The sequence below is a fragment of the Nonomuraea sp. NPDC048892 genome (assembly GCF_040649735.1).
Classification (GTDB): Bacteria; Actinomycetota; Actinomycetes; order Streptosporangiales; family Streptosporangiaceae; genus Nonomuraea; species Nonomuraea maheshkhaliensis.
On the sequence record NZ_JBEZFZ010000039.1, the window covers coordinates 1 to 12,939 of the forward strand.

A 12,939-nucleotide genomic window follows, 5' to 3' on the forward strand; every position below is an offset into this window, starting at 1 on the left:
GGGGGGGGGGGGCGCCGGTGGGGGGGGGGGGGGGGGGGGGGGGGGGGGGGGGGGGGGCCGCGGGGGGGGGGGGGGGGGCCCCCCCCCCCCCGGGGGTGGTGGGGTCGAGGTCGTGCGGGGTGGGTCAGAGGCCGAGGACTTCGCGGCGGAGGTGGGTTTTGAGGATTTTGCCGCCGGGGTTGCGGGGGAGTTCGCCGTCCCGGAACCAGAAGTGCGCGGGGATCTTGAACTTGGCGATCCGGTCCGTCAGGAACGTGCGCAGTTCGTCCCCCGTGACCGACGCCCCGGGAGCCGTGCGGATGACCGCCCCGACCTCCTCGCCCAGCTCGTCATGCGGTACGCCGATCACGGCGGCGTCGTCCACCGCAGGGTGTTCGAACAGGGCGGCCTCCACCTCCGCGCAATAGACGTTCTCGCCGCCCCTGATCACCATGTCCTTGGCCCGGTCCACGATGTAGACGAAGCCCTCTTCGTCGATCTTGGCCAGGTCGCCGGTGTGCAGCCAGCCGTCGACGAACGTCTGCGCGGTCGCCTCCGGCTTGTTCCAGTAGCCGAGGATGACGTTCGGGCCGCGGACGCACAGTTCGCCGACCTCGCCGGGCGGGAGTTCGGCGCCCAGCGGGTCGACGACGCGCACGTCCACGACGGGCGAGGGCCGGCCGATGCTGTCGGGTCTGGCCTGGTAGTCGGCGCCGCCGTTGCCGACGGCCAGGGCGGTGGTCTCGGTCATGCCGTAGCCGTTGGAGGGGGCGCGGTCGGGGAGGTTCGTGGTGATGCGTTCCAGGAGCTTGGGCGGGGCGGGCGCGCCGCCGTAGCCGAGGGTGGTCAGGGACGACAGGTCGTACTTGCCGAAGTCGGGGTGGGACATGAGCTGCCAGGCGTTGGTGGGCACGCCGATCATCGCGGAGACGCGCTCGCGCTCGATGAGGCGCAGTGCCTGCTCGGGGTCCCACTTGTACATCAGCACCAGGCCGCCGCCGCTGAACATGGTGGTGGTCATGGCGGAGAAGCAGCCGGTGACGTGGAAGAGCGGGACGGTCAGCAGGGTGATCCTGCGGCTGCCGGCCGCCGCCGCGACGTCCTTGCCGGCCAGGGCGACCGCGCGCATCAGCCCGTACGCGACCGTCATCGGCGACTGGCCGAGGTTGCGGTGGCTGCCGAGGGCGCCCTTGGGGTGGCCGGTCGTGCCCGAGGTGTAGAAGATCGTGGCCGGGTCGTCAGGGAGGAGTTCGACGTCGGGGAGCTTCACGTCGGCGGTGACGTCGCCGAGCACGTCCTCGAACGTGCGCGCCCCCGCCGGGGCCTCGCCGCGGGTGACGATCAGCGGCACGCCCGTCGAGGCCAGCCTGAGGGCGCGCTCACCGTCCGCGATCAGCACCTTGGCGCCGGAGTCGCTCACGCCGTAGGCCAGCTCGGCCTCCGTCCACCAGGCGTTGAGCGGTACGGCGATCGCCCCCGTCGCCAGCACGGCCGAGAACGCGATCACCCACTCCGGATAGTTGCGCATCGCCACGGCCACCCGGTCGCCCTTGCCCACGCCGTACTCCTCGACCAGGCGGTTGGCGAGGGTGGCGGCGCGGCGGAAGTGGTCCTCGAACGTGATGTGCTCGTCCTCGTACACGAGGAAGACCTTCTCGCCGTGGAACCTGCTCATCTCCAGCAGCGCCCGGAAGTGCGTCGGCGCGTGCTTCCAGGTGCGTACGCCGGCGTCGCCGATCTCCTGCATCTCGAACAGCTGGCCGGGACCGGTGAGCTGAGCCTGGACCTGGGCGTGCGAAAGGGACATACCGCAGAACTCCCGCAGTGGACGTTAATTCCGGATAAATTCACAGTACCGACCGGTAGGTACGTGGCGCTAGACGCACGTGTCGCGCCCAACCAAGCATGAAAGTTTCATAAGCAGGCCGATAGTTTCTGCCGGTCATCTGCTGCTTTGGCGTGGTGGTCAGCGCGCTGTTGACCACCCATGGGCAGATCAATACCGTCGGCGATGCGGTCTGACTCAGGCCGAAACTTTCGGAATCGAGTGCCTGCCTCCGGAGGTAGATGCCCGTGCATTCGTCCTCGCTCCTCAGAGTCCTCACGTTGGTGGGGATGCTCGTAGCCTTCCTCCTGCCCGCTACCGCGGCTGAAGCGTCAGGTCCCCTGCGCACGCATGCCGCCGCGCGCGGCAAGTTCATCGGCGCGGCGCTCGCCACCAGCCCGCTGTCCGGCGAGACCTCCTACCGCAACATCGCGGCCACCGAGTTCAGCCAGGTGACCGCCGAGAACGCGATGAAGTGGGACTCCACCGAGCCCAGCCAGGGCCAGTTCAACTTCTCCGGCGCCGACGCCATCGTCAACTTCGCCACGCAGAACAACCAGCAGGTCCACGGCCACACGCTGATCTGGCACCAGCAGACGCCCGGCTGGGTGCAGGGCCTCGGCGCCAGCGCCATGCGCACGGCGATCCAGAACCACATCAGCCAGGTCGTCGGCCGCTACGCCGACAACCCGGGCGTGGTGTCCTGGGACGTGGTGAACGAGGTCTTCGACGACAACGGCAACATGCGCACCTCGTTCTGGTACAACACGCTGGGCCAGAGCTACATCGCCGACGCCTTCCGCGCCGCCCGCGCCGCCGACTCCAACGCGCGGCTGTGCATCAACGACTACAACGTCGAGGGCATCAACGCCAAGAGCACCGCGATGTACAACCTGGTCTCGTCGCTGCGCCAGCAGGGCGTCCCGGTCGACTGCGTGGGCTTCCAGGGGCACCTCGCGATCCAGTACGGCTTCCCGAACGACCTGCAGCAGAACCTGCAGCGCTTCGCCGACCTCGGCGTGCAGGTGCGGATCACCGAACTGGACATCCGTATGCAGATGCCCAGGAACAGCAGCAAGGACACCACGCAGGCCACCTACTACCGCAACGTCGTCAACGCCTGCAACGCGGTCACCGCCTGCGCCGGGGTGACGATCTGGGGCTTCACCGACAAGTACTCGTGGGTGCCGGACACGTTCTCCGGTGAGGGCGCCGCGCTGATCTACGACGAGAGCTACCAGCAGAAGCCCTCGTACGCCGCCGTGCACGACGCGCTCTCCGGAGGCACCTCCACCGACACCACGCCGCCGACCACGCCGGGCACGCCCGCGTCGAGCAACGTCACCTCCAACTCCGCCACCCTGACCTGGGCCGCCTCGACCGACAGCGGCGGCAGCGGGCTGGCCGGGTACGACGTCTACCGCGAGCAGGGGGCGACGGACACGCTGCTCGGGCGCAGCACCACCGCGTCGATCAACCTGACCGGGCTGACCCCGAGCACGCAGTACCAGGTCTACGTACGGGCGCGGGACGGGGCCGGGAACCTCTCCGGCAACTCGGCGGCGGCCACGTTCACCACCACGTCCGGGCCCGTCGGCGGCGGCTGCACGGCCGCGGCGACCGTGCAGACCCAGTGGAGCACCGGCTACGTCGTGCAGCCCGTGACCGTCACCAACAGCGGCTCGTCCGCGATCACCGGCTGGACCGTCACCTTCACCCTGCCCGCCGGCCACACCCTGACCGGCTCGTGGAACGCCGCCGTGACCGTCAGCGGCCAGAACGTCACGGCCAGGAACGCGAACTACAACGGCAACCTGGGCGCGGGGGCGAGCACCAGCTTCGGCTTCCAGGTCAGCCGGCCGAACGGCGACACGCAGACGCCCTCCGGCTACACCTGCGCATGAGCGGGGATCCCTCGGGGTGGACCTGCCCGCCTGCCCGCCCGGCATGTGGTGACCACCCCGGGGGATCCTCTCGGTGTCGATCTTCTCAGTGTCCGGACATGCCGACCGGAGTCACCGCTCCAGGGTGATCCCCTCGCGGCGGAGGTCCTCCACGATGCCGTCCACCAGGCGGGTGGCGACCGTGTGGCGCAGGCGTCCCTCCTCGCGCAGCTCACGTACGGCCGGCACGGGATCGGGGTCGGCGAAGAGCCGCTCGTCCGCGTAGTCCACCGGCCGCCCCGTCGGGTCGACGGTCCACCAGGACGCCTCCATCGCGATGCCGTTGGGGTCGCTGAAGTAGATCGAGCGCAGGAAGCCGTGGTCGATGACGTCGGTGACCTCGCAGCCGTGCTCCTTGAGCCGGTCGCGCAGCCGGTTGAGCGCGTCCTCGTCCGGCAGGTGCAGCGAGAGGTGGTCGAACTGGGCCGCCTTCGCGTACGGGACGCCGGCCGGCTTGGCGAAGCTGTCGAGGTCCTGGCCGGTGTACTCGAAGAAGGCGACGGTGTTGCCCGTGCCGACCTCGAAGAAGTAGTGCTTGAACGCGGGGACGGCGAGGGTGGTGACGAGCCGGGCGTCGAGCACGCCGTGCCAGAAGCGCACGGTGGCGTCCATGTCCGAGGTCACGAGGGCGAGATGGTGCACACCGCGCCAGTGCACCGTTTCCGGGGTCGCAGCCATGCCTCAAACGTACGCCTTTCAACTACTCCCGGTAAGGCCCGGCTCCGAGCATCTAAACCGTTTTAGTTGGCGCGGCCGTGCTCCCCCTGATGACGAGGCGGGGCGTGGCGGTCTTGACGTTCCGCCGGGTGCCGGGGTCGGCGATCACCTCCAGCACGACCTCGGCAACCTGCCCGCCGAGCGCGAACGTGTCGCGCGACAGCGCGGTGATGGCCGGGTGGGTCACCCGGGTCAGCACGGAGTCGTCGAAGGCCACGATGGACAGCTCGTCCGGCACGCGCACGCCCATCTCCATCGCCACCCCCAGCCCGGCCAGGGCCATCACGTCGCTGTCGTACACGATCGCGGTCGGACGGGCGGCCTCAATCGGACCGGCCCCGGCCCGGCCGCGTGAGAGCAGCGTCCGCGTCGCCGCCGCGCCCTCGGCGTCGCTGAAGTCGGTGGGCAGCGACACCGCGCCGGTCAGGCCGAGCCGCCTGGCCGAGTCGCGCAGCGCGCGGATGCGCCGCTGGGTGTGCCGGAACCCGGGCAGGCCCGCGACGTGCGCGATCCGCCGGTGCCCGAGCGCCGCCAGGTAGTCGACGACCGACAGCATCGCCTCCCTGTCGTCGGCCCACACGCTGGACAGCGGCCCTGGCCCGCCCGACCCGCCGAGCACCACGGCCGGCGCCCCCAGCTCCTCGAGCGCAGCCGGGCGCGGATCGCGGACCTGCGGGTCGACCAGGATGAACCCGTCCACCCGGTGCGCCGACGTCCACTCGCGGTAGACCTCGATCTCGGCCGCGGAGTCCTCGACGACGAGCAGGTGCATGGCCACCTGCTGGCGTGACAGCCGGGCCTGCAGCCCCGACAGGAGCTGGGCGAAGAACGGCTCCACGCCCAGTGTGCTGGCCGGCCGGGCGATCACCAGCCCGACGGCCTCCGCCCTGGCCCCGCCGAGCGCCCTGGCGGCGCTGTGAGGGCGCCAGTTCATCTCCCTGGCCGCCTCCAGGATGCGCGCCCTGGTCGCCTCGCTGACGCCGGGACGGCCGTTCAGCGCGAACGACACCGCGCCCTTGGACACCCCCACCCGCTGGGCGATGTCGGCGATCGTCGGTCGGGCCAACGCGCGCTCCCTCGGTCTCCTGGCACCTATTGACAGCGGAGTCTAGCCCGGTAATAGTCCGGCAACTAGAGCGGTTTAGTGCCCTAAGGAGAGCGCGATGCGAAGGTACTGGGCAGGACTGGCCTTACTGGTCGTCACGATCGCGGGCTGCGGGCTCGGCGGGACCGCGGAGGAGGCGGCGCCGGCCCCGAGCGCGGGCGGCGAGGTGAAGGGCAAGGTGAGCCTGCAGACGTGGGCGCTGAAGCCGAAGTTCACCGACTACGTCCAGGGCGTCATCGACGGCTTCGAGAAGCAGTATCCGGGCACCGAGGTCGAGTGGCTCGACCAGCCGGCAGAGGGCTACTCCGACAAGGTCCTCACCCAGGCGGCCGGCGGCACCCTGCCCGACGTCGTCAACCTGCCGCCCGACTTCGCCGTCCCGCTCATCCGGCAGGGCATCCTGCTCGACGTCGCCCAGGCCGACCAGAAGCTGGCCGCCGAGTACGTTCCCGGCGCCCTCGACGCCTACCGCTACCCGGGCGTCCAGGGCGCCTACGGCTACCCCTGGTACCTCAACACCGACGTCAACTACTGGAACACCGAGCTGCTCACCAAGAACGGGCTCGACCCGGAGAAACTCCCGGCGAACCTGGACGAGCTCATCGCCCAGGCCAGGACGCTCAAGGAGAAGTCGGGCGGCAAGGTCTATCTGATGAGCCGCCGCCCCGAGCTGGGCGACCTGACGAACGCGGGCGTGCCCATCATGTCGCCCGACGGCACCCGCTTCACCTTCAACACCCCCGAGGCGGTGGCGCTGCTCGACAAGTACCGCGACGCGTTCAAGGAGGGGCTGCTGCCCCGCGACGTGCTCACCGACACCTACGCGGGCAACGCCAAGCTCTTCAACGAGGGCACGGTCGCCTGGACGACCGGCGGCGGCAACTACATCACGAGCCTGGCCACCGACAACCCGAGCCTGGCGCCCAAGGTCGTGCCGTCGAAGGCGATGGGCAGGCCGCCCCTTTACGTGCAGGGCCTGTCGATCTCCAAGGCGACGAAGAACGCGCCCGCCGCGCTCGCCCTGGCCCGCTGGGTGACCAGCGCCGAGAACCAGGCCGCGTTCGCCCATCTGGTGAACATCTTCCCCAGCACCACGGCCTCGGCGAACGACCCGTTCTTCAGCAAGAGCGACGGCAGCAACTCCGGCGACGCCAAGGTGATCGCGTTCGAGTCGCTGGCGCAGGCGAAGGTGCTGGAGCCCGTCCAGGTCACCGAGGCGATGAAGAAACTGGTCAGGCAGCAGTTCTCGCTGGCGATCAGCGGCGAGGCCACGTCGCGGGAGGCGCTGGACGCCGCCGTGGCCAAGTGCGACGAGCTGCTCAAGAGCTGATGACCCATCACCGCTGGTTCACGCCGTGGGTGCTGGTGGCGCCCGCGGCGGTCTGGTTGTTCGTGTTCTCGGTGTGGCCGGCGATCAACACGGTGGTACTGGCGTTCACCAACGCCAAGCCGCTGGGCGGCGGTCACTTCACCGGCCTGGCCAACTTCGAGCGTGCGCTGAGTGACGCCCAGCTCGTGGACGCGCTGGTCAACAGCATCGTGTTCATGCTGGTCTGCCTGCCGCTGCTGACCATGCTGCCGCTGCTGATCGCGATCCTGGTGGAGAAGAAGCTGCCCGGCATCACGTTCTTCCGCACGGCCTTCTACACCCCCGTGGTGGCCTCGGCGGTGGTGGTGGCGCTGATCTGGGGCTGGCTGCTGGACGATCGGGGCCTGGTGAACGGCCTGGCGCAGTGGCTGGGGGTGGTGGCGGCGCCGGTGCCGTTCCTGACCGAGCGGTGGCTGCTGCTGTTCAGCGCGATCAGCCTGACCGTCTGGAAGGGCCTCGGCTACTACATGATCATCTACCTGTCGGCGCTCGGGAACGTCCGCCGCGAGCTGCACGAGGCCGCCGCCGTGGACGGCGCGGGCCCGGTGCGCCGCTTCTGGAGCGTCACCGTGCCCGGCGTGCGCAACACGATGCTGCTGGTCTCGGTGCTGGTGTCGGTCTCGGCGCTGCGCGTGTTCTCCGAGCTGTACGTGCTCTCGAACGGCACCGGCGGCCCTGGCGGCCGGGACATGTCGCTGGTGATGCTCATCCAGCTCTACGGCCGTGGCTTCACCGGCCACCTCGGTTACGCCTCGGCGCTCAGCCTGCTGCTGCTCGTCGTCACGATCGGGCCGATGCTGGCGCTGCTGCGGCTCAACAGGAAGGCGGCCTGACATCACCAGAGTCACCGCCCGTGAGAAGGCGCTCCGCTATGTCCTGCTCCTGCTCGTGCTGGTCATCACCGTCTCCCCGTTCCTGTGGCAGCTGTCCACCTCGCTGAAGAGCCTCCAGGAGGACATCTACACCGGCACGCCCAGCTTCTGGCCGGAGCAGCCGACGCTGTCCAACTACGCCGAGGTCGCCGAGACGATCCCGGTCTGGACCTACGCGGTCAACTCGCTGATCGTGGCCGCCATCGTGGTGACGGGCAACGCCGTGGGTGCCACGCTCGCCGGGTTCGCCCTGGCCAAGCTCCGCTTCAGGGGCGTGAAGCTGCTGCTCGGGCTGTTCTTGGCGACGCTCGTGCTGCCCGCCGAGGTGACGATCATCTCCCAGTACGTGACCGTCCGCTCCCTCGGTCTGGCCGACACCCTCCTGGGGGTGGCGTTGCCCGGCGCGATCGGGATGCTTAACGTGCTGTTGATGCGTACCGCGTTTCAGGCGATTCCTCCCGAAATGGACGAAGCCGCGATCATCGACGGGGCGACGGCGTGGCAGCGGCTGCGCCACGTCGGCCTGCCGAACGTGCGTGGCATGCTCAGCGTGGTCACGATCTTCGCGTTCATCGGCGCATGGGACGACTTCCTGTGGCCGCTGATCGTCCTGACCGACCCCGACAACTACACACTCACCGTCGGCCTGCAGTATTTGAACGGCACGTTCAGCGCCAACCCGCGCCTGATCGCCGCGGGGACGATGATCTCGTTCCTGCCGATCGTGATCGTGTTCGCCGTCCTCCAGCGCTTCTTCTTCAAGGGCGTGGAGGAAGGCGCCATCAAAGGCTGATAAATCACCATCTGCGGAGAGGTTTTTCCTGATGCATGACGACCGTGACCTGGTCGAAGCCCGTCTGAAGCGTGTCCTTGACGAGCGGATCCGCCCGGCGATCTACCCCGAGTCCGTACCGCTGGAGATCTCCGTGTGGCACGCGCCCGGCGAGCCCGTACCGGTGGCGGAGGGCCTGGCCGCGACGCCCGGCCCGATCGCGGTCGGAGACCCGTGGGGCCCGCCGTGGAGCACGAGCTGGTTCACCGTGACCGGCACCGTGCCGCGTGAGTGGAGCGGGAAGATCGTGGAGGCCATCCTCGACCTGGGCTTCGACCCGGGGAAGGTCGGCTTCCAGTGTGAGGGCCTGGTCTACCGCCCCGACGGCACGCCGGTGAAGTCGCTCAACCCGCGCACGCCGTGGGTGCGGATCGGCTCCCCGGCCGGGGGCGGCGAGGAGGTGCGCCTGCACATCGAGGCCGCCTCCAACCCGGTCATCCTCGACTACCACCCCTTCCTGCCGACCCAGCTCGGCGACAAGGAGACGGCCGGCTCCGACCCGCTCTACCGGCTGGGCCGGATGGAGCTGGCCGTCTTCGACAAGACGGTGTGGGAGCTGGTCATGGACCTGGAGGTGCTCGGCGAGCTCATGCTGGAGCTGCCCGCCGACAGCGGCAGGCGGCACGAGATCCTGCGCGCGATCAACCGGGCGCTGGACGCGGTCGACCTCCAGGACGTGGGCGGCAGCGCGGCGGCCGCCAGGGCCGAGCTGACCGGGGTGCTGTCGTCGCCCGCCGTGCCGTCCGCGCACCGGGTCACCGCCGTCGGGCACGCCCACATCGACTCGGCCTGGCTGTGGCCGCTGCGCGAGACCGTGCGCAAGGTGGCCCGCACCGCCTCCAACATGACGGCGCTGCTGGAGGACGAGCCGGACTTCGTCTTCGCCATGTCGCAGGCGCAGCAGTGGGCGTGGATCAAGGAGCACCGGCCCGAGGTGTGGGCGAAGGTGACCAAGGCCGTGGCGGCCGGGCGGTTCGTCCCGACGGGCGGCATGTGGGTGGAGTCCGACACGAACATGCCCGGCTCCGAGGCCATGGCCAGGCAGTTCGTGCACGGCAAGCGCTTCTTCATCGACGAGTTCGGGGTCGACAACGAGGAGGTGTGGCTGCCGGACACGTTCGGGTTCGCCGCCGGGCTGCCGCAGATCATCAGGGCCGCGGGGGCCAAGCGGCTGCTCACGCAGAAGATCTCGTGGAGCCAGACGAACACGTTCCCGCACCACACGTTCCTGTGGGAGGGCATCGACGGCAGCCGCGTCTTCACCCACTTCCCGCCGGTCGACTCCTACAACTGCTCGATGACCGGCCACGAGCTCGCGCACGCCGCGCGCAACTTCAAGGACAAGGGCGTGGCGCGCCACTCCCTGGCCCCGACCGGGTACGGCGACGGCGGCGGCGGTACGACGCGGGAGATGGTGGCCAAGGCGGCCAGGGCCCGCGACCTGGAGGGCTCGCCCCAGGTCGAGTGGAACACGCCCGATCACTTCTTCGCCGCGGCCGAGGCCGAGTACCCGAACCCGCCGGTGTGGGTGGGCGAGCTCTACCTGGAGCTGCACCGGGCCACGCTGACCAGCCAGGCCAAGACCAAGCAGGGCAACCGGCGCAGTGAGGCGCTGCTGCGCGAGGCCGAGCTGTGGGCGGCCACGGCGGCCGTGCGCGCCGGGGCCGAGTATCCCTACCAGGCGCTGGACCGGCTCTGGAAGACGGTGCTGCTGCACCAGTTCCACGACATCCTGCCGGGGTCGTCGATCGCGTGGGTGCACCGGGAGGCGCGCAGGACGTACGAGCTGGTGGCGGAGGAGCTCAACGCGATCATCGACGGCGCCCAGCGGGCCCTGGCGGGCGACTCGGCCGGCGGCACCCTGGTCTTCAACGGCGCCCCGCACGCTCGTGGTGGCGTGCCCGCGGGCGGCGCCGCGCCGGCGGCCACCGGAGCGGGCACGCGGGCGGAGTCCCGTGAGGGCGGCGGCTACGTCCTGGCCGACGACCGGCTCCAGGTGGAGATCGACGGCCGCGGGCTGGTCGTCTCGGCCGTGGACCTGAGGAGCGGCAGGGAGGCGGTCCCTCAGGGCCGTCCGGCCAACCTGCTGCAGCTCCACCCCGACTTCCCCAACAAGTGGGACGCCTGGGACGTGGACGAGTTCTACCGCAACACCGGTGCCGACCTCACCGACGCCGACGAGGTGAGCCTGGACGGCGACGCGGTCGTGGTCAGGCGCTCGTTCGGCGACTCGTCGGTGAGCCAGCGGCTCACGCTCACCTCCGGGCGGCTGGAGATCGAGACGGAGGTCGACTGGCACGAGCGGGAGAAGTTCCTCAAGCTGGCCTTCCCGCTGGACGTGCGCGCCGACCGGTACGCCTCCGAGAGCCAGTACGGCCATGTCTTCCGCGCCACCCACACCAACACGAGCTGGGAGGCGGCCAAGTTCGAGGCGTGCAACCACCGCTTCGTGCACCTGGAGGAGCCCGGCTGGGGCGTGGCCCTGGTCAACGACTCCACCTACGGCCACGACGTCACCCGCGACGTGGACGAGACGGGCACGACGACGACGCTGCGCGCCTCACTGCTGCGCGCCCCGCGCTTCCCCGACCCGGAGACCGACCAGGGCGTGCACCGCTTCCGCCACGCGCTCGTCCCCGGCGCGACGATCGGCGACGCGGTGCGTGAGGGCTGGTTCATCAACCAGCCCGAGCGCAGGGTGCTCGGCGGCGCCGAGGTCGCGCCGCTGGTCCGCGTGGACGACGACGCCGTCGTGGTGAGCGCGGTCAAGCTGGCCGACGACGGGAGCGGCGACGTGGTCGTCCGCTTCCACGAGGCCACGGGCGGCCGGGCGGCCACCACGCTGCGGGCCGGCTTCCCCGTGGCGGAGGTGGTCACCACGGACCTGCTGGAGCGGCCGACCGGCGAGCCGCAGCGCCCCGGGGACGCCATCCCCGTGACGCTGCGGCCGTTCGAGCTGGTCACGCTGCGGATCAAGCGCGCCTGACTCTCGCGTACGCCGCCTCCGTGCGTCCGGCGCGCCAGAACCGGCGCGCCGGACCCGGGACGAGGCCGGGCTCCGGCCTCAGCCGCTGAGCAGGGTGCCCAGGCGGGGCGCGTACGTGGCGTGGAAGACCAGCGAGGCGGCGCCGATCGCGGCGGCGTCGGCCGCGATCGGCGAGGTCTCCACCCGGACCGGATGCAGCCGCCGGGCCAGCGACCGGCCCGACACCGCCCGCGCGATCACCTCGCGGTAGATCTCCCCGACCTCCCTCAGCGCGGGCCCGCCCAGCACGAGCAGGTCGATGTCCAGCAGGTTGACCACGCTGACGGCGGCGTCGGCCAGCCGCTCCGCCACCTGTTCGATCACCCGCAGGGCGGCCGGCTCGCCGCTCGCCGCCGCCGCGCAGATGGCGGCGTGGTCGCGCAGGTCGCCCATGGCGGCCTCGATGGCGCTCGGGCAGCACACGGCCTCCACGCAGCCCCGGTTGCCGCAGTAGCAGCCGGGGCCCTGCGGGTCGACCGTCATGTGCCCGATCTCGGCCGCGTTCAGCGACCTGCCCCGGTAGACCTGGTTGTCCAGGAAGAGCCCGCCGCCGATCCCGGTGCCGAGGTAGAGGTAGGCGAAGCTGGGCGTGGAGCGGGCGATGCCGGCCCACCGCTCGCCGATCGCCGCCGCCGTGGCGTCGTTGTCGACGGTCACCGGAAAGCCGGTGTACTCGCACAGCAGCGCCTTGATCGGCACCCGGTCCCAGTGCGCCAGCCGGGGCGGCGAGACCATCACGCCGCCCTCGTCCAGCGGGCCAGGGCAGGCCAGCCCCACCCCGAGCACCTTGCCGTCCGGCACGCCCGCCTCGCGCAGGATCCGGCGGGCCGCCCTGGCCATCTGCCTGATCACGCCGTCCGGCCTGGCCCCGGGACGGACCGGCACGTGCAGCCGGGCGACCGGCCGGCCGGCCAGATCCGCCAGCACGCACGACAGCGCCTTCGGATCGAAGTGCACGCCCACGGCGTAGCCGGCCTCGGCGGAGACCCGCAGGATGGTGGGCCGCTTGCCTCCCCTCGACGGCGCGGAGCCGTCCTCGACGACCAGGCCCTCCTCCAGCAGTCTGCGCACGATGACGGAGACCGTCTGGGCGGTCAGCCCGGTCACGGCGGCGATGCGGACACGACTGATCCCGTCCGAGGCCTGGATGGTCTCCAGGACGACGGATCGGTTGTAGCTCCCCACCTTCGGCAGGTTTGTCCCCTGCTGCATGTGAGACATATCACCACAGAGTGTTGACTTAGTAAATCAAATGGACTTACGTTTCTCCGC

Annotated in this window: 9 protein-coding genes; 5 read left to right on the plus strand and 4 right to left on the minus strand. The window is 70.5% G+C overall.

The annotated features are described in order from the left end of the window. Positions 1-124: 124 nt before the first annotated feature. Positions 125-1,786 (minus strand): class I adenylate-forming enzyme family protein, encoded by a 1,662-nt coding sequence (locus AB0C28_RS51815; RefSeq protein ID WP_358084295.1) that lies wholly within the window; start codon positions 1,784-1,786, stop codon positions 125-127. Positions 1,787-2,094: 308 nt separating this feature from the next. Between AB0C28_RS51815 and AB0C28_RS51820 the strand changes: the two genes are divergently transcribed. Then, entirely contained in the window at positions 2,095-3,708 is a 1,614-nt protein-coding gene (locus AB0C28_RS51820; RefSeq protein ID WP_358084298.1) for an endo-1,4-beta-xylanase, read from the plus strand. Positions 3,709-3,819: 111 nt separating this feature from the next. Here the strand turns inward: AB0C28_RS51820 and AB0C28_RS51825 are convergent, their stop codons facing one another. Further along, on the minus strand, positions 3,820-4,425 hold the full coding sequence (locus AB0C28_RS51825; protein ID WP_346108079.1) for a VOC family protein: 606 nt from the start codon (positions 4,423-4,425) through the stop codon (positions 3,820-3,822). Between the two features lie 52 nt (positions 4,426-4,477). Beyond that, entirely contained in the window at positions 4,478-5,530 is a 1,053-nt protein-coding gene (locus tag AB0C28_RS51830) for a LacI family DNA-binding transcriptional regulator (RefSeq protein WP_357851245.1), read from the minus strand. A gap of 97 nt (positions 5,531-5,627) precedes the next feature. Here AB0C28_RS51830 and AB0C28_RS51835 point away from each other — a divergent pair, with 97 nt between their 5' ends. The 4 genes from AB0C28_RS51835 to AB0C28_RS51850 are packed head-to-tail and all read left to right on the plus strand — an operon-like array spanning position 5,628 to position 11,628. Beyond that, entirely contained in the window at positions 5,628-6,899 is a 1,272-nt protein-coding gene (locus AB0C28_RS51835; RefSeq protein ID WP_358084300.1) for a sugar ABC transporter substrate-binding protein, read from the plus strand. Then, complete coding sequence (locus AB0C28_RS51840) at positions 6,899-7,771, plus strand: sugar ABC transporter permease (RefSeq protein WP_357851251.1); 873 nt, start codon at positions 6,899-6,901, stop codon at positions 7,769-7,771. Before AB0C28_RS51835 ends, AB0C28_RS51840 begins: the two co-directional genes overlap by 1 nt. Before the next feature lie 55 nt (positions 7,772-7,826). After that, positions 7,827-8,603: a carbohydrate ABC transporter permease gene (locus AB0C28_RS51845; protein ID WP_357851254.1), complete on the plus strand. Its 777-nt coding sequence runs from the start codon at positions 7,827-7,829 to the stop codon at positions 8,601-8,603. Between the two features lie 31 nt (positions 8,604-8,634). Further along, on the plus strand, positions 8,635-11,628 hold the full coding sequence (locus AB0C28_RS51850) for a glycoside hydrolase family 38 C-terminal domain-containing protein (protein ID WP_358084303.1): 2,994 nt from the start codon (positions 8,635-8,637) through the stop codon (positions 11,626-11,628). Between the two features lie 78 nt (positions 11,629-11,706). On the opposite strand, the gene AB0C28_RS51855 is transcribed toward AB0C28_RS51850, so the two are convergent. Further along, complete coding sequence (locus tag AB0C28_RS51855) at positions 11,707-12,879, minus strand: ROK family transcriptional regulator (RefSeq protein ID WP_357851261.1); 1,173 nt, start codon at positions 12,877-12,879, stop codon at positions 11,707-11,709. Positions 12,880-12,939 lie beyond the last annotated feature (60 nt).

What these genes read in the sequence shown, in the direction of transcription:
- AB0C28_RS51855 (WP_357851261.1), bottom strand. Translation starts at nt 12,879, where the DNA reads ATGCAGCAGGGGACAAACCTGCCGAAGGTGGGGAGCTACAACCGATCC.
- AB0C28_RS51835 (WP_358084300.1), top strand. Translation starts at nt 5,628, where the DNA reads ATGCGAAGGTACTGGGCAGGACTGGCCTTACTGGTCGTCACGATCGCG.
- AB0C28_RS51825 (WP_346108079.1), bottom strand. Translation starts at nt 4,425, where the DNA reads ATGGCTGCGACCCCGGAAACGGTGCACTGGCGCGGTGTGCACCATCTC.
- AB0C28_RS51820 (WP_358084298.1), top strand. Translation starts at nt 2,095, where the DNA reads ATGCTCGTAGCCTTCCTCCTGCCCGCTACCGCGGCTGAAGCGTCAGGT.
- AB0C28_RS51815 (WP_358084295.1), bottom strand. Translation starts at nt 1,786, where the DNA reads ATGTCCCTTTCGCACGCCCAGGTCCAGGCTCAGCTCACCGGTCCCGGC.
- AB0C28_RS51850 (WP_358084303.1), top strand. Translation starts at nt 8,635, where the DNA reads ATGCATGACGACCGTGACCTGGTCGAAGCCCGTCTGAAGCGTGTCCTT.
- AB0C28_RS51840 (WP_357851251.1), top strand. Translation starts at nt 6,899, where the DNA reads ATGACCCATCACCGCTGGTTCACGCCGTGGGTGCTGGTGGCGCCCGCG.